Genomic DNA, 25,202 nt, shown 5'->3' on the forward strand with positions numbered 1-25,202 from the left:
CCGAACTCAGAAGTGAAACGCGGTAGCGCCGATGGTAGTGTGGCATTCGCCATGCGAGAGTAGGACACTGCCAGGCTCCTAATTACGGTCACAGCAATGTGATTGGTCGTGTAACAACGTCAGGTTGTTGCGGACAACAGATTGAGATAACGCACACAGTGTGTTCTTTACCGGTTAGTGTGCTGATATGGCTCAGTTGGTAGAGCGCATCCTTGGTAAGGATGAGGTCCCCAGTTCGACTCTGGGTATCAGCACCAGTTTTAAGTTAGTGATACAGCTTTTGCCTGACGGCAATAGCGCCGTGGACCCACCTGATCCCATGCCGAACTCAGAAGTGAAACGCGGTAGCGCCGATGGTAGTGTGGCATTCGCCATGCGAGAGTAGGACACTGTCAGGCACCTATTTAGAAGAGGCCTCCCATGCGGGAGGCCTTTTTGCTTTCTGCACATGAATCGCCTCACCTTGTTTCGTCTCTTTCTCATCCCCCTCCATCCGGTTAAGCTGATCCCCCTGTCACCGAGGCTCTGAGCCCCGGTTCTCTGACCTCATTTCGGATGAGGTGACTCTGATGGAGGTTGTCTGTGCGTCTGGATCCCTTTACATGTCTGCTCATCCTGGTGGTGAGTCTGGCCTCTTTCTTCCCCTGTGAAGGTCAGCTGGCCCTCTGGTTTGCCACCCTCACCAAGCTGGCGGTGGCGCTGTTGTTCTTCATGCATGGCGCCAAGTTGTCACGGCAGAACCTCATCGCCGGGCTGGGTCACTGGCGGTTGCATCTGGTGGTGATGGCCAGTACCTTCCTGCTGTTTCCGCTACTGGGGCTGTTGCTTACCCCCCTGGTCCCCCAGTGGCTGAGCCCGGCCATCTACCTCGGTTTTCTTTATCTCTGTGCGCTGCCAGCAACGGTGCAATCGGCGATTGCCTTCACCTCGATGGCGGGGGGCAATGTCTCGGCCGCTGTGTGCAGTGCCTCGGCGTCCAGCATACTTGGCATCTTTCTCTCCCCAATTTTGGTGGGCCTGATGATCGATGTGCAAGGCGCGGAGGTGGACACCTGGCACTCCATCCAGTCCATCATGGTGCAGTTGATGTTACCGTTCGTGGTAGGTCATCTCTCTCGACCACTGATCGCTTCTTGGATCGACTCCCACCGACCACTGATCGGCAAGCTGGATCAAAGTTCCATCCTCCTGGTGGTCTATACGGCCTTCAGCGAGGCTGTGGTGCAGGGTATCTGGCATCAGGTAGGTTGGTATGACCTGGGCAGCATAGTGCTGCTGAGCTGCCTCTTGCTGGCCCTGATACTGGCCTGGAACGTCTGGATCAGTCGTCGGCTTGGTTTTTGCCGAGCTGATGAGATCACCATTGTGTTTTGCGGTTCCAAAAAGAGTCTGGCAAACGGCGTGCCCATGGCCAATGTGCTGTTCCCAGCCGCCAGTGTCGGAGTCATGGTGTTGCCACTGATGATCTTCCACCAGATCCAGCTGATGGTGTGCGCCGTGCTGGCGCGTCGCTACCGAGAGGGTAGTGGTGCTCATGCCGCACTGGCCGATGGCCGCGAGTGACTAGAAAGCAAGCCCCGCTCGAGCGGGGCTTTTGTTATCCGGATGTGAGCTAAGGGGGGATCAGCGCTTGCGCCAGATGGTGAGCTGGGCAAGGGTGTGCTGATGTTTGCGGGCCGTCTCGCGAATGACGAAGGGAATATCGCGTGGTTCGCATAGCTCTTCAAACTCCGCGGCCAGCAAGCGTTGCAGTGCTTGATGGGTGCTGAGTGCTTCACCATTCTCACGCACACCACCTAGCCAGTTGGCCTTGGGGGTGTACTCCTCGAGCCAGGTGTAAGGGCTGGTGAGCATCAGCAGACCGCCGGAACGCAATCTGGGTGAGATGTCGCGCAGGAAGCGGGCAGGCTCACGCAGCCGATCGATAAGGTTGGAGGCGAGCACCAGATCGTAGTGATCGTATTTTGGTTTGAGGTTGCAGGCATCCCCCTGGCTGAAGTGGATGCGCGCGGCCTGGGCGGGGCCGAGATCATGTTCGGTGAGACGCGCCTCGCAATATTGCACCAGATCTCCCTCCTGGGACAGGGCGTAACGAAAGCTGTCCTGCCTGGCAAGGGAGAGGGCGACATCGATGAAGCGGGCCGAGTAATCCACTCCATCCACATGTTGGAAGTGGCGGGCCAGCTCGAAACTGGCGCGGCCGGTGGCGCAGCCTATGTCGAGCGCCCTCTGGCGGTTGTTGCACAGTTCGCTGGCGATATCGGCCAGGGTCTTGGCGTAGTTGGCCACGCCAAAATGGCTGGGACCGTACTGGAAATCCAGATATTGGGCCACTAGGGCATCGGTTTCGTAAGGGTTCACTATGACGGGTTCCTGATAGCGGGAGACCAGATAGCGGAAACCCGCATGCTGGAAGAAGTGGCGACGAAAGGCATAGCGAGCCGATTTGAGCGCCTCGTTGCCGGTAGAGATCCAGCTTCCCCCCTTGATCAGCGTGTGCTTGCCGTCGAAGGTGGGGGTGGAGAAATCATCGTAGAGAGGGTGAACCTGGAATCCCTCGAAGCCGTCGATGGCGGTACCTGTCCACTGCCAGACGTTGCCGACCAGATCGCAGAACTCACCCTGGGGGAACATATCGACCGGACAGGGGGAGGCGAAACCGGCCAGATTGATATTGCCAGGGGCCCGATGCCAATCGGGTTGATCCCCAGCCAGTTGCTCCCGGAGCCGTGCCCATTGCGCCTCGCTCGGCAGCTGGATGGGCAGCCCGGTCTTGGCCGATTTCCAGCGACAGAAGGCGGCAGCCTCCAGCTGGTTGACCTCTACCGGCCAGTCCCAGGGCATGGCAACCACTTCGGTCATCAGCCGCAGTTGCAGCTGATCGGGGCTTGCCAGTTCGCCGAGCCAGAAGCTGGGCATCTGGGCCCCGGCGTATTGGCGCCAGCCCCAACCCTCCTGATCCCACCAGGTTTGCGTCTGATAACCGCCATCCTGCACGAAGGCAAGGTATTCGCCATTGCTCACCAGCAGGCGGCTGGCCTGGAAGGCCTCGATGTCGAGGCTGCGAGTGCCATATTCGTTGTCCCAGCCATAGGTATCATCGCGCTTGCCTAGCGTTATCTGGCCCCCGGTTATCGGCAACAAGCTGTTGTCTGGCACCTCGCTCAGGCGGTGGCGCGCTCGTTGGCAAGTGGGCCAATAGGGCTGGCTGCGTACCCAGTCCAGTGGCAGCTGGCGGATCAATACGCTCGAGGTTTCGAGGTGGATGCGCTCATGCTCTATGCCCATGAGGATCACCCAGGCCGGGCTCTGCCAGTCGATGGGCAGAGTGATGGGCATCTGATTGATGAAGTCGATGACCCGGGCGCGCACCTTGCCGCGATAGCTGCGCAGCGCCTCCACCCTGGGCCAGTCATAGTGAGTCTCGTCAAGATCGTCCCAGCTCATTTCGTCGACGCCGATGGCGACCATGGCCTCTATGTCGGCGTCGATACGCCTCTCGATGAGGCGGGCGGCCAGCAGCTTGTTGATGAAGAAGGCGGCCGTGTGGCCGTAATAGAAGATCAGCGGATGGCGCAGGGAGATGGCCTTGCTGAACCAGGCACGGGGGTCGGCCAGGCAATCGAACAGGCTGTCATAGAGATCGAAGGTCTGACAAAAATAAGTGAGAATTTCACGGCGTTTGACCTCCGGATCCTGACCGGTCAGCAACAGGGTGCGGGTCGGCTCGGGCAGCTCCGTGGTGGTCACGCTAAGAGTGGCTGGGATCACGCTCTGACTCCTTGTCTGAATTCTGGTTATCGAAAGAGAGCTATATACGCATCAGATGTCAGTTATGGGTCAATAGACCCGACTAACGGCGAAAAACGTGCATTTGGCCCTTGAGCATAGCCAATGACGAGGCGGGCTTGCTGCTTGGCAATATGGGATTGGGGCTGGTCCCAGCGGCCCTTAACCCCTTGGGCCCGCTTGACTTGGCTCAATTGAGTTCGGTGGGATCTATGTCCAGGCTCCAGCGCACCTTCTTGGTTTCGGTCCAGCCATCCAGCTCCTTCACCGCCCAATCCAGCAGCTGGGCCAGCGGGGCCCGGTTCGGCCCCTGCACCAGCAGCTGCATGCGGAACTTGCCCGCCTTGCGCTCCATGAAGCCGCTGATGGGGCCCAGCACCTGCACATGGGGATAGCGGGCACTGCGCAGGGTATCGGCGAGGCGAGCGAGGAACAGCTGCACCTCGTCCCGGCCGGTGGCCTCGGCCCGGAACAGCCCCTGATAGCTGAACGGCGGCAACCCCAGCAGGCGGCGCTCCTTGAGCGCCGTGTCGGCGAAGTGGCCGTAACCGTTCTGGGTCAAGTCCTGCAGCAGGGCGTGCTCGGGATGGTGGCTCTGCAGCACCACCAACCCTGGCTTGCTGGCGCGCCCGGCGCGGCCCGCCACCTGGGTGTAGAGCTGGGCCAGCTTCTCGGCGGCGCGAAAATCGGCGCTGAACAGGGCACCATCCACATCCAGCAGGCCGACCAGAGTCACATCCGGGAAGTGGTGGCCCTTGGCCAGCATCTGGGTGCCGATCAGGATCTTGTACTTGCCCGCCTTGATGTCGCCGAGATGGGTCTCCAGCTCGCCTTTACGGCGGGTGTTGTCCCGGTCGATACGGACCACAGGGTACTGGGGGAAAACGGTGGTGAGCAGCTGCTCAAGCTGTTCTGTGCCGACTCCGGAACCGATCAGCTCGTTGCTGCCGCACTCCGGGCAGTGGTGGGGCAGCGGGCGTATGCTGTCGCAGTGGTGGCAGTGCAGCCGGCGCCCGGCCTGATGCCAGGTGTACCAGGCGTCGCAGCGCTCGCAGGCGGCGCTCCAGCCGCACTGGTGGCAGATCAGCGACGGGGCATAGCCGCGGCGGTTGAGGAACAGCATCACCTGGTTGCCGGCCGCCAGGTGCGACCCCATCAGCTGCTCCAGCTGGGGGGAGAGGCCGGCCTGCAGCCGCACGCTCTTGATGTCCAGGATCACCTGACGGGCGGTCTGGGCGTTGCCGGCGCGCCGCGTCAGGCTGAGGTGGTGATACTTGCCGGTGCGGGCGTTGTGCAGCGTCTCCAGCGAGGGGGTGGCCGAGCCGAGCAGGATTGGGATGCCGGCGCGATGGGCGCGCATCACCGCCAGATCCCGGGCGTGGTAGCGGAAACCGTCCTGCTGCTTGAAGGAGCCGTCGTGCTCCTCGTCGATGATGATGATGCCGAGATCCTTGAACGGGGTGAAGACCGCGGAGCGGGTGCCGATCAGGATGGCGGCGCCGCCATCGCGGCAGGCGAGCCAGGCGTCGAGCCGCTCCCTGTCGTTCATGGCGGAGTTCATCGCCACCACCGGCACCTGGAAGCGGCGCCGGAAGCGATTGATGGTCTGGGGGGTGAGGCCGATTTCGGGCACCATCACCAGCGCCTGTTTGCCCGCCTTGAGCAGGGGCTCGAGGATGCTCAGGTAAACCTCGGTCTTGCCGGATCCCGTGATGCCATCGAGCAGGAAGGCGCCGAACTGATCGCTCTGACTGGTGATGGCCGAGACCGCCAGCGCCTGCTCGCCGTTGAGGCGCAGCCCCTCCCCCGCCTCGAAGCGACTCGCCCAGTCCCCCTCATGGCTCGGCTCCAGGCTGCGTCTCTCCAGCAAGCCCTTCTTCTCCAGGGCGGTGAGCGCCGCACTCTGGATCTCTTCGAGTTTGAGGGCGGAGGGGGTCTGGGGACCCTTGCGCAACAGGGCCAGGGCTTGCTGCTGCTTAGGCGCGCGCTTGAGCTCGTTGAGATCGACTGCCATCCCGGCTTCGGTGGCAAACCAGAACTCCAGCTCGCGGTAGGCGGCGGGTTCCCCCTTGCGCACCAGCACCGGCAAGGCGTGGGGCAGCACCTCGCCCAGGGGATGCTGGTAGTAGTTGGCACTCCAGGCCATCAGCGCCAGTATGTCCGGGCCCAGCACCGGCTCGCTGTCCAGCACCCGTTTTATCGGTTTGAGCTTGGCGCGGGGCACCTGACTCTCGGTCGGGTGATCCACCACCAGGCCGACCAGGGTCTGGGGGCCGAAGGGGATCTCGACCCGGCAACCGGGCGCAGGCAGGGGCAGGGGGGAGAGATAGTCGAAATGACGGCGAAGAGGAACCGGCACTGCGACACGAACCAGATCAAGCGTTTGCGATGAATCCACCAAGGGTTGCCTATTTTTTCTGCGAAGCCACTTGCCTGATATCAGGCATTTCCTATATTATTCGCAGCCTTTGAAACTGTGTTCAACAATCGTGTGGTGTCCGACAAGAGATCGGATGGCGACACGGCCTGATAATTGAGGTTGTCCATGAAAGCTAATATCCATCCTGAGTACGTCGCCATCACCTGCAAATGTTCTTGCGGTAACGTCATCAACACCTTCTCTACTCTGGGCAAAGATCTGAGCCTGGACGTATGTTCCGCCTGCCACCCGTTCTATACCGGCAAGCAGAAAGAAGTTTCTAGCGGCGGCCGCGTAGACAAGTTCAACAAGCGTTTCGGTGGTCTGACTGCCAAGAAGTAATCTTACTTCTGAAGAATCCTGAAAAGGGCGCCCATCGGGCGCCTTTTTTGTTGCCCGGCGTTCTGTATTGGCCCGGATTGCCCTATGGTGAGGGGCGGATCATGGCAAGGGCCATGACGGGGCGGGTTGAGATCTAAGGAGCGTCGGGATGAGAAGTTGTCTGGTGATGGGGGCGGCCGGTTATATCGGATCTCATTTAGTGCCCTATTTGCAGGAGGCGGGGCACAGGGTGATCGCCGGGGCCCGTCGCCCCTGTCGCCTGCCTGCCGGGGTTGAGTTCCGCCTGGCCGATGTGCTCAAGCCTGATAGCCTGCCTGAGGCTCTGGCCGGGGTGGATACCGTCTTCTATCTGGTGCATGCCATGGGGGCAGGTGCCAACTTCCATCGCCTCGAGCAGCAGGGGGTGAAGAATTTCGCCGCCGCCGCCCATGCCGCCGGGGTGCGCCGCATCATCTATCTGGGCGCCATCCAGCCCGAACAGTGCAACAGTCGCCACCTCAACTCCCGCCGCCACTGCGGCGAGCTGTTTCGTGCCTCCGGGGTACCGACGGTGGAGCTGCGTTCCGGCATCATCATAGGGCCCGGTTCGGCGGCGTTCGAGGTGATGCGGGATCTGGTGTTCAACCTGCCGCTCATGGTCACGCCGAAGTGGGTGCGCTCCCGCACCCCGCCTATCGCCCTCTCCAACCTGCTCCACTACCTCGGCGGTCTGGTGGAGGCAGAGGGGGTTGATGGCGAGGTGCTCAACGCCGTGGGCCCGGAGCTGCTCAGCTACCAGCAGCAGTTGCAGCGCTTCGCCGCCCATATCGGCAAACGCTGCCCCATCATTCCCATTCCCTTGCTGACCCCGCGGCTCTCCGCCTGGTGGCTGCAGTTTGCCACCTCGGTGCCCCAACCGGTGGCCAAGGCCCTGGTCGGTGGCCTCAAGCACGACATCCCGGCCGATGATGGCCCCCTGCGAGCCCTGCTGCCCCAGACCCTGCTCAGCTTCGACGAGGCGCTGACCGAGAGTCTGGCGCTGGAGCAGAGGCTGGGTGCCGAGCAACAAGGGGAAGAGACGCCCCTGGGACTGCGCTGGCGCCATCCCGAGTACGGCTTCTATGACAGGGTGGCCAGCGGCACCGCCCTCTCTCTGGCACCTCCTGAGGCGCTCTGGCAGGTGCTGCAAGGGCTGGGAGGAGAGCAGCGTTACTTCTACATGAATAGCCTCTGGGCCATTCGGGAGTGGATGGATGCGGCCATCGGCGGCCCGGCCCTGACCCGTGGGCGCACCAACCCGGACCGTTTCGTGAAGGGAGACATGCTCGACTCCTGGCAGATCATCGGCGTGGAAGAGGGGCGCAGGCTGGCGTTGCTGTTCAACATGAAAGCGCCCGGGGTGGGGCGGCTCGAATTTTCTATCACCCCCGAACCCTCCGGCTTGACCCGGCTGACGGTTGCGGCTCACTGGCACCCGCAGGGGGCATGGGGGCTGGCTTACTGGCTCGCCATGCTGCCCTTCCATCTGTTTATTTTCCAGGGGATGACGGAGGCGCTGGCGCGCCAGGCAGAAGAGTTGGTCGGCATTCCCGTGATGGACTGAAACCACATCTACGACTAAATGGGTAGTTATGGCCAGCATGGATTGCTGTTGAGTATGGGCTTAACAGCAATCTGGCGATATTTTCTGCTGGGAAAGCCCCGCTCTTTTCTTTATGATCCCAGCCCCTCGCCCAGGGCGAGTCACGCTTTCTCCCTTAATTCATCCATTGCCTCGGGGTTCCCATGTCCGATCTGCGTCAGCAAGCGCTCGATTATCACGCACAACCAGTTCCCGGCAAGATTGCCATCGCCCTCACCAAACCGGCCGAGACGGCGCGGGATCTGGCGCTGGCCTACAGCCCTGGCGTGGCCGAGCCGGTGCGCGAGATAGCCGCTAACCCGGATGATGCCTATCGTTACACCGGCAAGGGCAACCTGGTTGCCGTCATCTCCAACGGCACCGCCATCCTGGGGTTGGGCAATCTGGGGCCGCTGGCCTCCAAGCCGGTGATGGAGGGCAAGGCCTTGCTGTTCAAGCGCTTCGCCGGCATCGACGCCATCGACATCGAGGTCAAGCACGAGACCAGCGCGCAGTTCATCGACACTGTGGCGGCCATCGCCGACACCTTCGGTGGCATCAATCTGGAAGACATCAAGGCCCCCGAGTGCTTCGAGATAGAGCAAGCGCTGATCGCCCGTTGCGACATCCCTGTGTTCCACGATGACCAGCATGGCACCGCCATCGTCACCGCTGCCGGCCTGCTCAACGCCCTGGACATTCAGGGCAAGAGCCTGCCTGAGAGCCGCATCGTCTGCATGGGTGCGGGCGCGGCAGCCACCGCCTGCATGGACTTGCTGATCACCTGCGGCGCCCAGCCACAGAACATCTTCATGCTCGACCGCCAGGGGGTGATCCACGCAGGTCGCACCGATCTCAACCAGTACAAGCAGCGCTTCGCCAACGACACGCCGCTGCGCACCCTGATGGAGGCGATCGAGGGGGCAGATGTGTTCGTCGGCGTCTCCGGCCCGGATGTGCTGCCGGCCGAGGCGGTTGCCCTGATGGCACCGCGCCCGGTGATCTTCGCCTGCTCCAACCCGGATCCCGAGATCAAGCCCGCCCTGGCCCACGGGGTGCGCGATGACCTCATCATGGGCACGGGCCGTTCCGACTATCCGAACCAGATCAACAATGTGCTCTGTTTCCCCTTCATCTTCCGCGGTGCCCTGGACGTGCGTGCCAGCCGCATCAACGATGCCATGAAGGTGGCTGCGGTAGAGGCGCTCCGCGCCCTGGCCAAGGAGCCGGTACCGGCCGAGGTGCTGACCGCCGCCGGGGTGAGTGCGCTCAGCTTTGGCAAGGATTACGTCATTCCCAAGCCGATGGATGCCCGCCTGCTGCCCAAGGTGGCCCGTGCCGTGGCCCTGGCCGCGGTAGCCTCCGGGGTAGCCCGCATTGCGCTGCCGGTTGACTACATGCTGGATTGAGCCCAGGTTGTCAGGTTGGAAATAACAGAAGGGGCCCCGTGATGGGGCCCCTTCTCGCTTAAGGTGACGCCGAACCGTGGCGATCAGGCCTTGGGTGCCGCCGCAGCGGGTTTGACCTTGGCAGGGGCGACGGCGGTGTGAGCCGCCTTGTGATGCTTTTTCACCACCTTGGTCTGGGTCGCGTGAGGGGCGGCGGCCTTGGTCGGGGTGGCAGCCATGGTGAAGCCGGAGGTCAGGGCGAAGAGAGCAGCCAGGCTCAGGGGGATCAGCTTTTTCATATTCCAGTTCCTCGTTCGGGTTGATGACATGGAGCGTTTCTCCATGACGTCATCCTAAGGCTGTTGCCGATCCGCTTCAGTGAGTGGCTGGTGACGGTTTGTATCCAAATGTACCGGCAGCCTGAGGCAGAAGCGGGCCCCCGTCTCGGCGGGCAGCAACTGCACCTCGCCGCCATGGTGGCGGGCGATGCTGCGCACTATGGCGAGCCCTAAGCCCGCGCCGCCGGTGCGCCTGTCCCGGCTGCGATCCAGCCGCACGAACGGCTCGAAGATCTGGGGCGCCAGCGCCGGGTCTATGCCGGGGCCGTCGTCGCTCACCTCCAGCAGATAGTGATCCTGCTGCCGTTCCATGCCCAGGGTCACCCGGCTGGTGGCATGGCGCAGGGCGTTGCCGATGAGGTTCTCCAGCGCTCTGTCCAACAGGCGGATGTCGCCGCGCCAGGGCAGAGGATGGGCGGGACGCTGGAGGGCGAGTCGTCTGTCCGGGCGCAGGGCTTGCCAGTCAACGAGGCGGCTCTGTGCCCAGTCGTCCAGTTCGACCTCGCTGCATTGCAGGGGCAGCTCGGGCCTATCGAGCCGCGCATAGGTGAGCATCTCCTCGATGAGGGCATCCAGCGCGCCGAGGTCGCGCTCCAGCCCCTGCTGCTCTGCGTCATCCGGTTGTGGATCCAGCATGGCGAGCCGGTAACGGAGCCTGACCAGCGGGGTGCGCAGCTCATGGGCGATGGCATCGGTCAGTTGTTTGCGACTGGCCAGCATGGCTTGCAGCTGTTCGGCCATGTTATCGAAGGTCCGACCGACCTGGCCCAGGCTGCTGCCGGGGGCCAAGCCGGTGCGGCTGGAGAGATCCCCGGCGCCCACCCGGCGTGCGCTCTCTTCCAGACGTTGCAGGCCGCGCCAGTGGGGACGCAGCCAGAGCAGGATCGGCAGGCCGAGGGAGAGGCCGATGAGCAGCAACAGGCCGATGTCGACCCAGTGCAGTTCGTGCAGGTAGGAGAGGTAGGGCACCGGGCCGACGATCAGAGCCTGGTCGGTACCGGGGATGCGTTGCAAGAAGGTGTCATCCTCCTCGACGATGACAATGTTGCCTGCTGCCAGGAAGGCTTGATCCTCGTTGGCGAGCGGCTGCCTGGTGAGGGCGCCTGTCTGCAACGGCAGGGCGAGCTGACGGCTCTGCTCCGTCATGCGGGCGGGCCAGTGCTCTGGAGGCAAGCGAGCCAGTTCACCGGTGAGCAGACCGAGGCTGCCTTGCATCATCCGCTCCAGATAGCGGTCACCGGCCCGCTCGGCACTGACCTGATAGACCAGGCCGATCAGCAGGATGGCCAGGGTGAAACAGCCGATCAGCAGCAGGTAGAACTGGATAAACAGGCGGCGCATGGGGGCTCTCCTCTTGCCTGGATTGCGTCTGGGCGCCCCCCTCATCCCCAACCCTTCTCCCGCAAGGGGAGAAGGGAGCAGAGAGCATCAAGGTCATTCGGTAACTGCTTATTCCCAGGCCTGGGGGACTAGCAGATAGCCCTTCTGGCGTACCGTCTTGATCCGGGTCGGATTGTGAGGGTCATCCCCCAGCTTGCGACGCAGGCGCGAGATGGCGACATCCATGCTGCGGTCCTGGCCGTCATAGTCGCGACTGCGCAGGTTGCGAAACAGCGCCTCCCGCCCCAGGATTTGGCCCGCATGGCAGGCCAGCTCCCACAAGAGATCGAAGTCGCTGGTGGAGAGCGGGATGCTGTTGCCATCGAGGCGCACGTCCCGCCCCGGGCCGTCGATGCGCAGGCGACCGAATTGCAGGCGCTGGGGCGGCGTGATGAGGGCGGCCGATTGCGGCACCTGCCCCTGCTGGCGGAACTGGACCCGCAGCCGGGCCAGCAGCACGGGGGGCGGCGTGGTCTTGAGGATGTAGTCGTTGGCCCCGAGCTCCAGACTGAGGATCTGGTTCATGTCGCTGTCCAGCGAAGTGAGCATGACGATGGGGCCAGGGAAGCGTGGCCGCAGATCCCGGCACAGGGAGAGACCATCCAACCCTGGCAGCATGATGTCGAGCAGCACCAGATCCGGCCGCTCGGCCAGGGCTCTGGCCAGCGCCAGATCACCCCGGGTTTCCAGCAGGACGTCGATATCGTGGCGGCCGAGCCAGCTGCTGATGAGCTGGCCTATCTCGGGATCATCTTCAACAAACAGAACGCGTGGCATGGCGGCGTGGTCCCCGGCTATGGCGCGAATGCGCTTGTCGCCAGCATAACGGCTGCGCCAGCGCTCTGCACCGGGATAACTAATCAAAACAGGGCCCGCGGGCCCTGTTGTCATTCTGCCTGTCGAGGGGGATCGATGTGGGCATCAGCCCGCCTTGCGACGCAGGTAGATGCCCGCTTCCATATGATGGGTCCAGGGGAACTGATCAAACAGGGCGAGCCGGGCCACCTCGTGGGTCTCTCCCAGGGCTTGCATATTGTCGATCAGGGTATCCGGATTGCACGAGATGTAGAGGATGTTGTCGTACTCCTGCACCAGCTTGACCGTGGCCTCATCCAGCCCGGCGCGGGGGGGATCGACGAAGATGGTATTGCACTGGTAGGCGGCGAGATCTATGCCCTCCAGGCGATTGAACGTCCGTTCGCCACGCATCGCCATGGTGAACTCTTCGGCGGACATGCGCAGTATGATCAGGTTGTCCACGCCGTTGGCGGCGATGTTGAACTGGGCAGAGGCCACGCTCGGTTTGGCGATCTCGGTGGCCAGCACCTTGCGGAAGTTCTGGGCCAGGGCGATGGAGAAGTTGCCGTTGCCGCAATAGAGCTCCAGCAAGTCCCCCTCGCTGCCCCGGGTCACGTCCTGGGCCCAGCCCAGCATCAGCTGGTTAATCTCGGCGTTGGGCTGGGTGAAGCTGTTTTCCACCTGCTGGTAGATGAACTCCCGACCCTGCACCTTCAGGGTCTCGACCACGAACTCTTCCCCCAGGCAGATCTTCTGCTTGTGGGCCCGACCTATGATGCGTACGTCAAAGCCCTGCTCCTGCAAGCTGGCACGCAGCACCTCGGCGGCGACCTGCCACTGGTCGTCGAGGCGACGATGATAGAGCAAGCTGATGCAGAGCTGGCCGGAGAGGGTGGAGAGGTAGTCTATCTGGAACAGCTTGAAACGCAGCGCCTTGACCGGGCGCAGGCCCTCGAGCAGGGGTTGCATCACCTGGTTGATCAGGGCGCTGGCGGCCGGGAACTGATCGACCCGGATGCGCTCGCGACTCTCCTGATTGAACATCACATGGTAGAGGTCATCCTCTTCATGCCAGAGGCGAAACTCGGCTCGCATCCGATAGTGCTCGGCCGGGGAGGCGTAGACCTCGAGGGCAGGAGGATTGAAGCCGGCAAACAGGGCCTGCAGGCGCTGGGCCTTGGCCGCTAACTGGGCCTGATAAGCAGCCGGGGTTCGCTCGGATTGGGTCATGACATACCTCGAGATGCGGCCGATGGGGCCGGGCAGAAAGCGGTGGGCGGCACAGGGCCACCCAAAGGGGCATGATTTTAAAAGTCAGCCGCAGATTGTCCAGTTTTTTTATGGTCAATAAGTAGCCGGTCAGTTTATTCCGCAGGATGAAGGTGGGGAGCGCTGCGGGGAGTGCGACCTTATGGTCGCTAAATCACCCCTTTGCCTGCTCGATGGCAGGAGGGATCCGCAGAGGAGGGCGAGATCATTTTTGTGGTCAAGAAGCGGTCGTCCTGGCCGATAAGCTGCTAACGGGGATTGTATGAGGAAGTCATGATGCAGATGGATGGCATGGGGGCGGGTCAGCCCAGACGGATGAGTGGCGAGGTGCGCACCGATGAGGCGCGCCATGGCAAGGCTGGCGAGACACCGGGCAAGGCGTTGGCCAATGCTCCTGCGAGCGACGCCAGCAGCAGGCTCAGTGATGACGAGGTGATCCTGAACCGGGCACCGCGCTGGGCGCAGGGACTGGTACAGCAGGCGTTGCAGTTCCATCTTCAGGTCAACGGCAAGGGCTATCAGGCGCCCAGGGTCGAGCCAGTCGCCGAGATCGCCCCGGAGACCCTGTTCGACTTCCAGGCGGTGGCCGACAACGTGCTGCAATTCGTGACCGGCCGACTCGGCGCGGCGCGGGCCGATGGCAAGTCCGACGAGGCCCTTGCGGACATGATGGCCCAGGCCCGCAAGGGGGTGAACATGGGCTTTGCCGATGCTCGCCAGCAGCTGGGTGACAAGGCGACCGACAACGAAGATATCAAGACAGGCATCGATCAGAGCTACAAGCTGATCCAGGACGGGCTGGATCAGTTCGAGCAAGCGTTCTTCGGGGAAGTGTCAAATGTCGATCTGAAGGCGGCCGAGATGGCCGATCGCCAGCAGGGCACCCTGGAGATAGAGACCCGGGATGGGGACAGGGTGATGCTGCGCTTCAACGACAGCTGGCAGCTCAAGTCCCAGGATCGGGGCAATGCCAGCCAGTTCAGCCTCAAGTTGAGTCAGAACTTCAGCTTCTCCCTCGAAGGGGATCTGGGGGATGCCGAGCTTGCCGCCATCGGCGATCTGGTCAAGGGACTCGACTCCCTGGCGGACCATTTCTTCAACGGCAAGCTGGGTCAGAGTCTGGATCCGGCCCAGCTGCCCGGGCTGGATGACGGCCAGCTGGTGGCCTACTCCCTGCGTCTCAAGCAGTCGAGCCGCCTCAGCCAGAGTTATCAGGGCAGCAGTGCCCTGCAGCAGAGTCTGGCTCCCCTGGCGGACTATCTGCCCAGGCTGGCGGGCTGGCAGCAACAGGCCGATGCCCTGTTGCCGGAGAGTCAGCAGCAGGCGCTGACGCCGACCGTGCTGGCGGCGCGCGGGGACGATGCCAGCCAGGAGGCCAGCTTCATCGACACCAACCAGCGTCTGCTCGGCGCCTATCGACTATTAAGCACCACCTGAGGCTTTGATGAGGGCGTTAGAGGCGGCCAGCTTCATGACCGCTAATCAGCGTCTGCTCAGCGCCTATCGACTCTTAGGCACCGCCTGAGGCTGTCTGGGGGGCCAGCTTCATGGCCGCTAACCAGCGTCTGCTCAACGCCTATCGACTATTGGGCACCGCCTGAGGTTTTGATGAGAGAGCCGGGCGCGCCGGTTTGCCTGGGGCGCGCCGGGCTGGCACACTGCGACTTTTCCCGTGAGTGAGAATGTCATGGACCAGCAGTCAGAATCTAACCCGGCCCAGGATGAGCCGGGTGCGGCCCCTTCAGAGCGACAACCTGTGCAACAATCCGCGCGCCAACGCAGCCACAAGCGCCCGAAAGACATCCGCGAGCTCTGCTACCCCTTCATCTACGAGACCCAGTTCCAGTGCGACTACGAGATAGCGACCGATGAACTCTGCTGTCAGGTCGGGGGGGTCATGGCCATGCTGCCCGGGGAGCGCAACGAGGGAGAGGCCGCCGTGTTTGCGGATCTCGACCAGCTGCAGCGGCTTATCTACAACCTCAACGGCTCGGTACGCGGTCGGCTCGGCATCTTCGAGGAGGACATGGCCTGGCTCAAGGCGCGTTACGATTTCTACAACGAGGCCAGCCGTGGCCGGGTGATCGGCTTCGTGCTGCCCCGCGGCCCCCAGCCGATCCCGGCCCTGCATCTGTGCCGCTGTGCCAGCAAGAAGGTGGTGCGCCTGCTGGTGCGCCTCGAAGAGAGCGGTGTCTCGTACGATCCCATCTTGCCGCGCTTCGCCAACCTGCTCGCCAACTTCTTCTTCGTGCTGACCGTCTTCCTCAAGCAGGAGTGGCAGGTCCCCGAGGTGAGCTACGTCAGCATCAACTACTGAGCCCCATGTCACCCCACAAAAAAAACCGGAGCCCAGGCTCCGGTTTTTGTATGGTCCATGTCCGGGCCTGGCCCCGTCGAACTGACTAGCTGGAGAGCAGCACCCGGGCAGAATTGGCCGGTATGGTCAGGTGCAGCTGGCCCTGTATCACCTCGAACTTGTCGCCGTTGAAGGCGTCGGTGAAGCGGCTGGCGGGGCTGGCTGTCTGCCACAGGGGCAGGCGGATGGTACGCGGCTCGCTCGGGTGGCGGTTGCAGGCCACCACCACCTGATCGCTTTGCAGGGTGCGGGCGAACACATAGCTGTGGGCGCCCGCATACAGGGTCTGGATGTCGCCCCGACGCAGGGAGGGACGCTGACGGCGGATCTGGGTCAGGCGGCGGTAGTGCTCATGCAGCACATGATCCCAGGTCGTGCTGTCCCAGGGGAAGCAGCGGCGGCAGTCGGGGTCATTGCCGCCGGAGAGGCCCACTTCGTCGCCGTAGTAGATGCTGGGCGTGCCAATGTAGGTGAGCAATAAGGTGGCGGCCAGCATCATCCGTGCTCTGTCTTCACCGAGCAGGTAGAGGAAGCGGGCGGTGTCATGGCTGTCCAGCAGGTTGAACTGGGCGAGCTGGTTCTTGAAGGGGACATGGGCCCGGGCCAGTTTGAGCCAGGTGTCCAGCTCGGCGGCGCTGATCTTGATGGGGTGATAGGCGATATCCTGCCCGGCCAGGAAGGCGCGGATCGGGTGGGCGAAGCCGTAGTAGTTCATGGCGCCGTCCTCCTGATCCCCCTGCAGCCACTGGCTCGCCTCGAAGAAGTGCTCGCCAAGCACATAGGCGTCGGGATTCTCCTGCTTGAGGGTATGGCGGATGGCGCGGACATGACCGGGGTTGCCCTCGGCGGAGCCGCGCTCCCCCAGCATGTGGATGACGTCGAAGCGCCAGCCATCTATCTGGTAGGGCGGCCGCATCCAATGGCGCAAGATGGCGTCTTCGGCGCGATAGACGGCGTCCTGCACCTGCTCGCTGGCAAAATCCAGCTTGGGCAGGCTGCGGATCCCCTTCCAGCTCACATAGTCCCCCTCCTGATCGAAGGTATAGAACTTGCGAAACGCCGAGTCCGGATTGCCCATGGCCCCCTGAGGCGGGCAGAACCAGGGGTGCTGGGTCGAGGTGTGGTTGACCACGGCGTCCAGGATGATGCGCATGCCGCGCTGGCGCAGGTTGCGGGTCAGCTCGGCCAACCGCTCGTTGCTGCCCAGATGGGGGTCGACCCTGTAGTAGTCCTGGGTATCGTACTTGTGGTTGCTCGGCGAGGCGAAAATGGGGTTGAGATAGAGCGCGGTCACCCCGAGGGAGTGCAGGTAGTGCAGCTTGGCGTCTATCCCCGCCAGGTCGCCGCCATAGAACTCGCAGCTGGCGGTGCCTTCACCCTGCTGGCTGACCGGCTCGCCCCAGGCCTTGCTGATCACCGCCTTGCCGCCGTACTCATACTCGTGATGACGCACGCTCAAGGCGGGATCGCCGTTGCAGAACCGGTCGGGGAAGATCTGGTAGAACACCTGATCCTGCACCCAGGTTGGCGGCTGGTGGCGGCTGTTGTAGCGAAAATGCTGCTCGCGGGGCGGCACCGAAGGGCTTGTCCCGGCGCCGTGCAGCCACCACTGGCCCTCGTCGGTCAGGCACTTGAAGCAGTAGAGCTGCAGATCCTGCCCCTGCGCCAGAGGCAGTCTGACCTGCCATATTTTCAACCTGTCCCGGCTCGCAACCTGAGCCATGGGCAGCAGGTACTCCTCGTTATCCGGCTCGTGGCGCAGCCAGACCTCGCGAATGGGGGCGGTTTGCTCGCAGAACAGGGTCAGCAGCAGGGAATCGGGCCCTTCCTGAAACCAGGGGGCCGCCTGAGGGTGAAACAGAAACGGGATGTCTTGGGTCATAGGCTCACTGGGTCAGGAGTTCGGCGAGGGCGTTGCCCTGCTCATGGAGCGTCTCAAGCTGCGCCGCCAACTGGCTGATATCCAGCCCCAGGGGCTTGGCCAGCGGGGTCGGGAAGCGGGCAATGATGGCCTGGGCCGGGACGCCGGCATGCCAGGCGAAGGAGACGAATACCGCCAGCCGGATCAGCAGGGCATCGCGGCTGACCGGTTGATGGGCAAGGGGGTCGAGTTGCTGGTCGATGGCGACCACGAAGGCGGGCGCCAGCTGCCAGCGCCGGGCCAGCTCGGCGCCGAGCTGGGCATAGTCGTAACCCAGCATCTCGCGCTGGGCTTCGACCCGGCTGCTGCCCTGCTGCACCGCCAGATGGATAAGCTCCGCCTCTTCGGGCAGGGCACTCTGGATCAGCAGCTCCCCAATGTTGTGGATGAGGGCGCAGGTGAAGGCGGTTTCGGGATCCATCTCCTTGGCTTGCTGGGCCAGGATGCGGGCTATGGTGGCGACCTGAAAGGTCTCGGTCCAGAAGCGGTGCTTGTCGAAGCTGGGGGGGGCCTTGAAGCTGCCAATGATGCTGGACGCCACGACCAGGGAGCGCAAGCGGTTGAAGCCGAGCCGGATCACGGCCTGCTCGATGGAGGTGACCTCTTTGCCCCGGCACAGGGCGGCGGAGTTGGCGAGGCGAAGTACCTTGACGCTGATCACCTGGTCCATGGCGATCTTGGCGGCTATCTTGTCGATCTGGGCATTTTCATCCCCGAAGCTCTGCATCAGTTCGTGAAGCAGCTGGGGTATGGTGGGCAGTTGTTTAATCTTGTCAAACAGGTGATCCATCGACATGGGGGCCGCCTCCGTTGCGTGCACTGCCCATATTGTGCCACATACAGCGGCCTTGTTCCTGATGCGCTGTCCATTATTGCGCGACAGAGCGGCCGTGGCCGTGCTCCTGTTTGTGGTGGCCTTGGGTCGAGGAGTCGGGGTTTAGTAGTCCCAGTCGCGCAACGTGTATTCCAGACGATGTCGTTTTCCCTGCAGGATCAACCGCTGGGTGTCACCTTCCAGCGTGGAGGAGCCCGGGTTTAGTAGACCCAGTCGCGCAACGTGTATTCCAAACGATGCTGTTTCCCCTGCAGGATCAGCCGCTGGGTGTCGCCCTCCAGGGTCGCGCCCTGTTGCAGGGTGTCGAGCACGGCCTGCTCTATGGTGTCGAGGGGGGCCAGGCAGGCCATGCTGGTGCTGCCGAGGTTGGTGACTTTCAGCCGATCGCCCTTGAGGCGACCCTGACCGAAGTAGCGGTTGCAACCGGCGATGCCGTTGACGGTGAAGTGTTCGCCTATCTCGAGATCCGGCCTGTTGCGGGAAGGCACTGTGATGGGTTGATCATCCAGCTTGTCCAGCACCCAGTGGTGGTGCATGAGATCCTGGCGGCTCAGTTGGGGGGCCGAGCTGCAACCGCCGAGCAGGAGCAGGGCGAGCACCAGCAGCAAAAATCTGTACATGGGAGGGCTCCGCTAATAAGTGCCCTAAGGATAGCGTCAGGGAGAGGGTGGGGGCAGGGGCGCAGGGTGCTCCCCCGACCGCTTCTGTCGCCCCGAGACGACCTGGGAGCCTCCCATGACGGGATGGGTGCCGATAGTGGCCAAGCCAGACGCCACTGCCCGGAAATAGATGCGGCGACCCTGAGGTCGCCGCTTTTTTTGCCGCTATGGGCCTGAACTCCAGCTGGGTCAAGAGCCAAACAGCCGCTCGGCGTAACGGGCCAGGCCGGAGGCGACCGAGCCGAAGTCATCGCCGCCATCTACCGGGATAGCGGGCAGCTTGGCATTGATGTAGGTCTTGATGAGGGGGGAGCGGGCGCTGCCGCCGGTGACGAAGACGCGATCCGGCATGACCCCGGCGGCGGCAATGGCTTCGTCCATCAACTCCCCTATCTTCTCCAGCAAGGGGGCGGCCGCCGCGGCCAGCTGATCCCGGGTCAGTTCGGCGTGCAAATCCCGCTCCAGCTCGGTGAGTGGCTGCTGGCAGTGTGTCTGATCCGAGAGGCTGATTTTGCCCTGCTCGGCGCGCCAGACCAGCTGGTGGCTGAGTTTGTGGGCCCGCAGTCGCGTGAGGCGTCCCAGCTTGCTATCCGGCTGGCTGTCGAGTTGCAGCTCTTGCAGGGAGCGCGCCGTCTCCAGGCTGTAGAAGCGGCTCTGGGCGCTGACGTCATTGATGGCGGCGGCATCCCAGAACAGCGGATGGGGCAGCGGCTTGCCGGTCTTGAGGGTCTCATGCATGCCGAGCAGGGGCATCATGCCCTCGACGGTGAGGCGGATATCGAAGTCGTTGCCGCCGATGCGCTGACCGCTGTGACCGAGCAGATCGCCGCTGCGATCGAGCCGATCGCCGCTGCGATCGAGCCGATCGCGGTGGCTGGGGCCCATGCGCAGCATGGAGCAGTCTGTGGTGCCGCCGCCTATGTCCACCACCAGCACCACGGCATCCTCGCTGAGGCGAGCCTCGAACTCGAAGCCGGCGGCCACGGGTTCATAGAGGAATTCCACCTGCTCGAAGCCCGCCAGTCTGGCGGCCTCGCTGAGGATGGCGATGGCCTGGCGGTTGCTCTCCTCCCCTGCCAGTCCCTGGAAGTTGACCGGGCGACCGATCACGGCGCTGCGCACCGGCTGGCCGAGCTGCTGCTCCGCCTCTTGGCGCACGTGCAGCATCATGGCGCAGACGATGTCTTCAAACAGCGCTATCTGTGGCGGTTTGAGGCCGTAGGCGCCGAGGAAGGACTTGGGCGACTTGATGTAGTAGCCCTCATCCGGGGCTTCCAGATAGCGCTCCAGGGCTGCGCCACCGAAGCTGAGTTCGTCGATCAGTCCCTCGTCCCGCATCTGGCGGCGTACCGACTGGGCACGCTGCACCACAGGGCCACGCAGCTTGAGGTAGCTTTGTTGCTGCGTCGGAGAGAGCCCTTCGGCGAGCAGACCGGCGATGGCATCCCGGTGCGGGGCGTGCAGGGTAGAGGGCAGGTAGTGGGAGGCGCCGAGGGACAACAGTCTGGGGCTGCCTTGCTCCATCACGGCGACGGCGCAGTTGGATGTGCCGTAATCGAATCCGATAATCATGGGCGGCGGGCTCCTGTCTAAAAAGGGGCCGGACAGCCTAACGAATTGCGCCGACTCTCACAAGTCGGCGCTGGATATTAGAAAGAGTGGTGCTCGCCTGCCAGAGGCGATCCGGGCTCAGGCATCGACCTCGTTGTCGCTGCGTCCATCCTGACGGATAGCCTGGATGTTGCCGAGGGTGGTGTCGGCCCTGAGGGACGTGCCGGGGCGGCCTGCCTCAGGACTCGACCTCGTTGGGGCAGCTCCCGCTCTGTGCTATGGCCTGGATGTTGCTGAGGGTGGTGTCGGCCCTGAGGGACGTGCCGGGGCTGCTTGCCTCAGGCATCGACCTCGTTGGGGCAGCTCCCGCTCTGTGCTATGGCCTGGATGTTGCCGAGAGTGGTGTCGGCGATGGCGTGCAGGGCTTCGCGGGTCAGGAAGGCCTGGTGGCCGGTAAACAGCACGTTGTGGCAGGCGGAGAGGCGGCGGAACACGTCATCGGTGATCACCTCGTTGGACTTGTCTTCGAAGAAGAGATCCTCTTCCTCCTCATAGACGTCCAGCCCCAGGGCGCCGATGCGGGAGGTCTTGAGGGCCTCGATGGCGGCATTGGAGTCGAGCAGGCCGCCCCGGCTGGTGTTGATGATCATCACCCCATCCTTCATCTTGGCGAAGGCCTCCTTGTTCAGCAGGTGGTAGTTCTCCTTGAACAGCGGGCAGTGCAGGCTGATGACGTCGGACTGGCGCAGCAGGGTATCGACATCCACGTACTCGGCGCCCAGGTCGATGGCGGCCTGATTGGGATAGGGATCGCTGACCAGCAGACGCATGCCGAAGCCCTTGAGGATGCGCAGGGTGGCGATGCCGATCTTGCCGGTGCCTATGATGCCGGCGGTGCGGCCGTGCATGTTGAAGCCGACCAGGCCTTCCAGGGAGAAGTTGGCGTCGCGGGTGCGCTGGTAGGCCTTATGGATGCGGCGGTTGAGGGTCATCATCAGGCCGACGGCGTGTTCGGCGACGGCTTCGGGGGAGTAGGCGGGCACCCGCACTACTTTCAGACCCAGCTCCTTGGCGGCGACCAGATCCACGTTGTTGTAACCGGCGCAGCGCAGGGCGATCACCTTGGTGCCGTTGGCGGCCAACTCGGTCAGCACCTCCCGGTCGGCGTCGTCATTGACGAACAGGCAGACCACGGGGAAACCATGGGCAAGGCGCGCCGTCTTGGTTTCCAGCCGCACATCGAAGAACTCCAGCTCGAAGCCATACTGGCTGTTGGCCTGGTGGAAGTGTTCCTTGTCGTAACTCTTGGTACTGAACAGGGCGACGCGCATCGTTGAATCTCCAACTTGGGTTATGTGGTTAATTTACAACAAGGAGGCGAGCGCGGCACCTGAAACCGCTGCCGACTCACCATGGTGACGAGAGTTTGGGGTTGTCTTGATGAAAACCAACCAGACTGTTGGGGTCGCGCCGCCTCGGAAATCGGCCACGCTGATTTACTCCAGCTCCACCTGTGGGCGGAAGGTCATCTCGTGCATCACCACATCGTCTGGCAGTGAGAGCAGTTGCACCAGGGTGCGTGCCACACTGGCGGGCTGCATGTATTGCGGCCTGGCCTGGGCACGAAAGCTGGTATCTGTGCCCCCCGGGTAGAGGGTGGTGACCTTGATGCCATGGGGCTGGGCCTCCTTCATCATCACCTGACTCAAGCCAGCGAAGCCTTGCTTCATGGCGGTGTAGACCCCCATGGTTTCACTGCTGCGCTTGGCGACCGTGCTCACCACGTTGATGAGATAACCCTGGCCGCGGGGCTGCATCGACTTGAGCGCCTCCCGTGCCAGCAGATACGGGGCGCGCAGGTTGATGGCGTATTGCTGGTCGAACTCCTCCAGGGTGGTGTCCACCAGGGGGGCCTTGCGGCTATTCATGCCGGCGTTGTTGATCAGCACGTCTATGGGGCCAAGGGCCTGCTCGGCGCTGGCGTAGAGGGCGAGCAGGGCGACCGGATCGGCGAGATCCGCCGTCTCCCCCAGGCAGCCGGTCTCCTGCTTGAGGCGGGTCAGGGCCTCCTGGTTGCGTCCGGTGGCAAAGACCCGGTAACCCTGCCGGGTCAACTCTTCCACCAGGGCATAGCCTATGCCGCTGGTGGCGCCTGTTACCAATACGGTCTGGTACATCTGCAACTCCACATTCTGTGTAACGATCGGGTTTGGCGCCCGGGGATCACCCGGGCAGCGGCACGCTATCCCCAGGGCATGATGGGCACGGCGCTGACCGCGCTCTTGTAGGAGCCGTCAATCAGCTTGGTGCTGTAGGTGAGATAGACCAGGCTGCCCCGCTTCTTGTCGAAGAAGCGCACCACTTTCTGCTCCTTGAACACCAGCGAGGTGTTGACGTCGAACACCTCCTCCCCCTGTTTCAGCTGGTCCGGTACGGCAATGGGGCCGGTCTGATGGCAAGAGAGGGAGGCGTGGGAGGGATCCTCGGCCAGACCCAGTCCGCCCTTGACGCCCCCCGTCTTGGGACGAGCCAGATAGCAGGTGACGCCGGCAATGTCCGGGTCATCGAAGGCCTCGATCACTATCTTGTGATTGGGTCCGAGCAGCTTGAAGGCGGTGCTCACCTCGCCGACCGTATCGGCCTTGCCATGGGCCAGGGCGGGGAGCAGCAAGACGGCGGTGAGCAGAGTATTCAGGAAACGCATGGGTCTCTCCATATCGGCATCAATAACGGATGGGCAGCGGTCGTTACTGACCCTGGCTGGGGGGATAGTCCCAATACTGGGCCGGAATAGTGCGCAGCAAGGGGGTCATGTCCGGGTTGGCCAGCTTGATGGTGGTGCGACCGGCCAGATTGGCGCTGGCCAGGGCGGTGCGAATGGCTGGGTTCTCCCGGAAAAAGCGCATGAAGCTGCCATCGGCGTAGGCGGATTCCAGCCCCCGGGTGAGGGCCTTGGCCAGTTTGGGGTATTGAGGACTGACGAAGAAGAACTCGGCGAAGGGGTAGCGGATCAGCAGGTGCTGCTCTACTACCAGATTTGGATATTGGCTCGCCAATTCCCGCTGTTCGGCGAAGATCTCCACAATATTGCGCGGGAAGAAGTCGAGTCGGCCGCCGTCATTCATCAGGCGGAATAGATTGGTGAAGCGGGTCATGTAGGTGGGGATGCCTGCCGCCTGATAGATCTTGTTGTCGGACCAGCCGATGCCTTGGGCGGCTCTCATCTTCTTGAGCTGCTCCAACGTCTCTATCTGGCTGAACTTCTCCTGATCCTTCTCATGGATGAAGGAGAGTCTCAGCCCCTCCAGGCCGCGAAACAGCGGCACAGGCACCGGCAACAGGGCAGACTCCAGGGCGCTGGAGGTGCCCATCCAGAACAGATTGATGGTTTTGCCGGTTTTGAGCTGCTGCTGCAGGGTGAACTGGTTCAAGTCGACATCGACCTGCTCTATCTTGAATGCTTGCCCCGAGTGGCGCAGGGCCAGATCCAGCAGCTTGAGCTGATAGTCACTGTCCAGGTGGTTGACGGGACGCTTGGGGATCTTGACCACGAGATCTTGCGCCTGAGCCAGCAAGGGCAGGCACAGACACAGGGTGATGAGCCATTTCACTGTCTGCTCTCCTGAAGAGTCTGGGAAACTGTCCGGAGTCTAACAGAATAAAGTGCTATCGCCTCGTGTGGAGCGCTCGCTCGCAGGTTGGTGACGGGTGACGGGTGACGGGTGACGGATGGCAAGGAGAGGAAACAACCCGGCCCCGGTGCATGACCTGGGCCGGGCATATATCAAGCGACGCGGCGGAATACGTGAGTGTCGTTGAATTCCTTGGTGCTCTGGCATTCGACGCAGTAACGGGATTCCGGGCGGGCCTGCAGGCGCTTGAGAGAGATCTCGTCGCCGCAGGACTCGCAGTAGCCGAAGTCGCCCTCGTTGATGCGACGGATGGCTGCCCTCAGCTTGCGCAGGTGCAACTTGTCGTGCTCGATACGGTTGAGCTCCAGGCGGCGGGCCTCTTCGATGCTGGCCCGGTCAATTTCATCAGCCATCTCGTTGGTATCGGTGGCGATGGCCTGGCTGGCCTGGGAGTTGAGGCGCTCTTCGAGTTCTGCAATTTGCGCCTCCATCTGTCCCTTGTAGTAGGCCAGTTGGTCTTTTGTCATGAAATCACACATAAGGTTTACCAGTCAGTTACTAACCCAATTTTCCGTAGTTATGGGGGCGGTCTGCGCGCAGTCCAAGCCCTGTGTCCTCGATTTACCACTGATCCTGATGAAAAGCGTGCAAATCAGGGCGGGCCTTGTACCAAAAAAACGGCAGCAAGCAAAGCTTGGTGAGCGAAGAGTGTGCGCCTTTGCAAATAATCGGTGGGGAGAAGACGGGTTCTGACTGAGCACGAGTCGCTACGACGATCCTTGTCGGCACGGGGTGGCGCCTGAGGTTTTCTTCCTGTGAGTGTTTAGTATTTCGCATCGAACTGGTCATTATCCAGACGGTTATTTATTGTTTTTTAAACAGACCTGCTTGACAGACGCCATAACGGCGGGCTTTTATGGAGTCG

General features: G+C 62.7%; 21 protein-coding genes, 1 tRNA gene and 1 rRNA gene. 8 read left to right on the forward strand and 15 right to left on the reverse strand.

Going from position 1 to position 25,202, the window contains the following annotated elements; genetic code table 11:
* The first annotated feature begins 181 nt into the window (after window positions 1-181).
* From M2366_RS19540 to M2366_RS19550, 3 genes are all read left to right on the forward strand, one after another.
* Window positions 182-257 (forward strand) — tRNA-Thr (locus M2366_RS19540).
* 26 nt (window positions 258-283) lie between these two features.
* Window positions 284-398 (forward strand): 5S ribosomal RNA (gene rrf / locus M2366_RS19545).
* A gap of 184 nt (window positions 399-582) precedes the next feature.
* Entirely contained in the window at window positions 583-1,563 is a 981-nt protein-coding gene (locus M2366_RS19550) for a bile acid:sodium symporter family protein (RefSeq protein ID WP_042042516.1), read from the forward strand.
* Between the two features lie 60 nt (window positions 1,564-1,623).
* On the opposite strand, the gene ovoA is transcribed toward M2366_RS19550, so the two are convergent.
* Together ovoA and priA are read right to left on the reverse strand one after the other, a co-directional pair.
* On the reverse strand, window positions 1,624-3,771 hold the full coding sequence (gene ovoA / locus M2366_RS19555) for a 5-histidylcysteine sulfoxide synthase (RefSeq protein WP_259270461.1): 2,148 nt from the start codon (window positions 3,769-3,771) through the stop codon (window positions 1,624-1,626).
* A gap of 208 nt (window positions 3,772-3,979) precedes the next feature.
* Window positions 3,980-6,187, reverse strand: coding sequence for a primosomal protein N' (gene priA, locus M2366_RS19560; RefSeq protein WP_259270462.1), 2,208 nt, complete (start codon window positions 6,185-6,187; stop codon window positions 3,980-3,982).
* A 147-nt stretch (window positions 6,188-6,334) separates the two neighbouring features.
* On the opposite strand from priA, the gene rpmE reads away from it, so the two are divergent.
* From rpmE to M2366_RS19575, 3 genes are all read left to right on the forward strand, one after another.
* On the forward strand, window positions 6,335-6,550 hold the full coding sequence (rpmE, locus tag M2366_RS19565; RefSeq protein WP_042042518.1) for a 50S ribosomal protein L31: 216 nt from the start codon (window positions 6,335-6,337) through the stop codon (window positions 6,548-6,550).
* 148 nt (window positions 6,551-6,698) lie between these two features.
* On the forward strand, window positions 6,699-8,132 hold the full coding sequence (locus M2366_RS19570) for a DUF2867 domain-containing protein (protein WP_042042520.1): 1,434 nt from the start codon (window positions 6,699-6,701) through the stop codon (window positions 8,130-8,132).
* Window positions 8,133-8,314: 182 nt separating this feature from the next.
* Complete coding sequence (locus M2366_RS19575; RefSeq protein WP_224431535.1) at window positions 8,315-9,559, forward strand: malic enzyme-like NAD(P)-binding protein; 1,245 nt, start codon at window positions 8,315-8,317, stop codon at window positions 9,557-9,559.
* 83 nt (window positions 9,560-9,642) lie between these two features.
* Here M2366_RS19575 and M2366_RS19580 read toward each other — a convergent pair whose 3' ends face one another.
* The 4 genes from M2366_RS19580 to trmA all read right to left on the reverse strand — a co-directional run bounded on the left by M2366_RS19580 (window position 9,643) and on the right by trmA (window position 13,284).
* Window positions 9,643-9,837 carry a hypothetical protein gene (locus tag M2366_RS19580; RefSeq protein WP_224431534.1) on the reverse strand — a complete coding sequence of 65 codons (195 nt, stop codon included), beginning with the start codon at window positions 9,835-9,837 and terminating at the stop codon, window positions 9,643-9,645.
* Window positions 9,838-9,891: 54 nt separating this feature from the next.
* Window positions 9,892-11,217, reverse strand: a complete 1,326-nt coding sequence (gene rstB / locus M2366_RS19585; protein WP_259270463.1) for a two-component system sensor histidine kinase RstB — start codon at window positions 11,215-11,217, stop codon at window positions 9,892-9,894.
* Window positions 11,218-11,325: 108 nt separating this feature from the next.
* Window positions 11,326-12,033, reverse strand: coding sequence for a two-component system response regulator RstA (rstA, locus tag M2366_RS19590; RefSeq protein ID WP_224433061.1), 708 nt, complete (start codon window positions 12,031-12,033; stop codon window positions 11,326-11,328).
* Between the two features lie 144 nt (window positions 12,034-12,177).
* On the reverse strand, window positions 12,178-13,284 hold the full coding sequence (gene trmA, locus M2366_RS19595; RefSeq protein WP_259270464.1) for a tRNA (uridine(54)-C5)-methyltransferase TrmA: 1,107 nt from the start codon (window positions 13,282-13,284) through the stop codon (window positions 12,178-12,180).
* 315 nt (window positions 13,285-13,599) lie between these two features.
* Between trmA and M2366_RS19600 the strand changes: the two genes are divergently transcribed.
* Together M2366_RS19600 and M2366_RS19605 are read left to right on the forward strand one after the other, a co-directional pair.
* On the forward strand, window positions 13,600-14,760 hold the full coding sequence (locus tag M2366_RS19600) for a DUF5610 domain-containing protein (RefSeq protein ID WP_259270473.1): 1,161 nt from the start codon (window positions 13,600-13,602) through the stop codon (window positions 14,758-14,760).
* Window positions 14,761-15,010: 250 nt separating this feature from the next.
* Complete coding sequence (locus tag M2366_RS19605) at window positions 15,011-15,640, forward strand: ATP--cob(I)alamin adenosyltransferase (protein WP_259237069.1); 630 nt, start codon at window positions 15,011-15,013, stop codon at window positions 15,638-15,640.
* 85 nt (window positions 15,641-15,725) lie between these two features.
* Here M2366_RS19605 and malZ read toward each other — a convergent pair whose 3' ends face one another.
* The 9 genes from malZ to M2366_RS19650 form a co-directional block, all read right to left on the reverse strand.
* Entirely contained in the window at window positions 15,726-17,561 is a 1,836-nt protein-coding gene (gene malZ / locus M2366_RS19610; RefSeq protein WP_259270465.1) for a maltodextrin glucosidase, read from the reverse strand.
* Between the two features lie 4 nt (window positions 17,562-17,565).
* Window positions 17,566-18,396 (reverse strand): HDOD domain-containing protein, encoded by an 831-nt coding sequence (locus tag M2366_RS19615; RefSeq protein ID WP_259270466.1) that lies wholly within the window; start codon window positions 18,394-18,396, stop codon window positions 17,566-17,568.
* Window positions 18,397-18,635: 239 nt separating this feature from the next.
* Complete coding sequence (locus M2366_RS19620) at window positions 18,636-19,055, reverse strand: META domain-containing protein (protein ID WP_259270467.1); 420 nt, start codon at window positions 19,053-19,055, stop codon at window positions 18,636-18,638.
* Between the two features lie 228 nt (window positions 19,056-19,283).
* The gene (yegD, locus tag M2366_RS19625; protein ID WP_259270468.1) at window positions 19,284-20,666 is read right to left on the reverse strand and encodes a molecular chaperone; all 1,383 of its coding nucleotides are present in this window, start codon (window positions 20,664-20,666) and stop codon (window positions 19,284-19,286) included.
* Between the two features lie 317 nt (window positions 20,667-20,983).
* Window positions 20,984-21,976, reverse strand: a complete 993-nt coding sequence (locus M2366_RS19630; protein ID WP_259270469.1) for a 2-hydroxyacid dehydrogenase — start codon at window positions 21,974-21,976, stop codon at window positions 20,984-20,986.
* Between the two features lie 165 nt (window positions 21,977-22,141).
* On the reverse strand, window positions 22,142-22,822 hold the full coding sequence (locus M2366_RS19635) for an SDR family oxidoreductase (RefSeq protein ID WP_224431526.1): 681 nt from the start codon (window positions 22,820-22,822) through the stop codon (window positions 22,142-22,144).
* A gap of 65 nt (window positions 22,823-22,887) precedes the next feature.
* Window positions 22,888-23,349, reverse strand: coding sequence for a CreA family protein (locus tag M2366_RS19640; protein ID WP_224431525.1), 462 nt, complete (start codon window positions 23,347-23,349; stop codon window positions 22,888-22,890).
* A gap of 43 nt (window positions 23,350-23,392) precedes the next feature.
* A complete protein-coding gene (locus M2366_RS19645) occupies window positions 23,393-24,256 on the reverse strand; it encodes a hypothetical protein (protein WP_259270470.1) in 864 nt (287 codons plus the stop codon).
* Between the two features lie 173 nt (window positions 24,257-24,429).
* The gene (locus M2366_RS19650) at window positions 24,430-24,816 is read right to left on the reverse strand and encodes a TraR/DksA C4-type zinc finger protein (RefSeq protein WP_005890616.1); all 387 of its coding nucleotides are present in this window, start codon (window positions 24,814-24,816) and stop codon (window positions 24,430-24,432) included.
* Window positions 24,817-25,202 lie beyond the last annotated feature (386 nt).

This window comes from Aeromonas sp. BIGb0405, from assembly GCF_024807335.1.
Lineage (GTDB): Bacteria > Pseudomonadota > Gammaproteobacteria > Enterobacterales > Aeromonadaceae > Aeromonas > Aeromonas rivuli.

Bases quoted from the DNA above. Each gene is read 5' to 3' on its own strand.
- rpmE (WP_042042518.1), top strand. From the start codon at position 6,335: ATGAAAGCTAATATCCATCCTGAGTACGTCGCCATCACCTGCAAATGT.
- M2366_RS19570 (WP_042042520.1), top strand. From the start codon at position 6,699: ATGAGAAGTTGTCTGGTGATGGGGGCGGCCGGTTATATCGGATCTCAT.
- M2366_RS19575 (WP_224431535.1), top strand. From the start codon at position 8,315: ATGTCCGATCTGCGTCAGCAAGCGCTCGATTATCACGCACAACCAGTT.
- M2366_RS19580 (WP_224431534.1), bottom strand. From the start codon at position 9,837: ATGAAAAAGCTGATCCCCCTGAGCCTGGCTGCTCTCTTCGCCCTGACC.
- rstB (WP_259270463.1), bottom strand. From the start codon at position 11,217: ATGCGCCGCCTGTTTATCCAGTTCTACCTGCTGCTGATCGGCTGTTTC.
- rstA (WP_224433061.1), bottom strand. From the start codon at position 12,033: ATGCCACGCGTTCTGTTTGTTGAAGATGATCCCGAGATAGGCCAGCTC.
- trmA (WP_259270464.1), bottom strand. From the start codon at position 13,284: ATGACCCAATCCGAGCGAACCCCGGCTGCTTATCAGGCCCAGTTAGCG.
- M2366_RS19600 (WP_259270473.1), top strand. From the start codon at position 13,600: ATGCAGATGGATGGCATGGGGGCGGGTCAGCCCAGACGGATGAGTGGC.
- M2366_RS19605 (WP_259237069.1), top strand. From the start codon at position 15,011: ATGGACCAGCAGTCAGAATCTAACCCGGCCCAGGATGAGCCGGGTGCG.
- malZ (WP_259270465.1), bottom strand. From the start codon at position 17,561: ATGACCCAAGACATCCCGTTTCTGTTTCACCCTCAGGCGGCCCCCTGG.
- M2366_RS19615 (WP_259270466.1), bottom strand. From the start codon at position 18,396: ATGTCGATGGATCACCTGTTTGACAAGATTAAACAACTGCCCACCATA.
- M2366_RS19620 (WP_259270467.1), bottom strand. From the start codon at position 19,055: ATGTACAGATTTTTGCTGCTGGTGCTCGCCCTGCTCCTGCTCGGCGGT.
- yegD (WP_259270468.1), bottom strand. From the start codon at position 20,666: ATGATTATCGGATTCGATTACGGCACATCCAACTGCGCCGTCGCCGTG.
- M2366_RS19630 (WP_259270469.1), bottom strand. From the start codon at position 21,976: ATGCGCGTCGCCCTGTTCAGTACCAAGAGTTACGACAAGGAACACTTC.
- M2366_RS19635 (WP_224431526.1), bottom strand. From the start codon at position 22,822: ATGTACCAGACCGTATTGGTAACAGGCGCCACCAGCGGCATAGGCTAT.
- M2366_RS19640 (WP_224431525.1), bottom strand. From the start codon at position 23,349: ATGCGTTTCCTGAATACTCTGCTCACCGCCGTCTTGCTGCTCCCCGCC.
- M2366_RS19650 (WP_005890616.1), bottom strand. From the start codon at position 24,816: ATGTGTGATTTCATGACAAAAGACCAACTGGCCTACTACAAGGGACAG.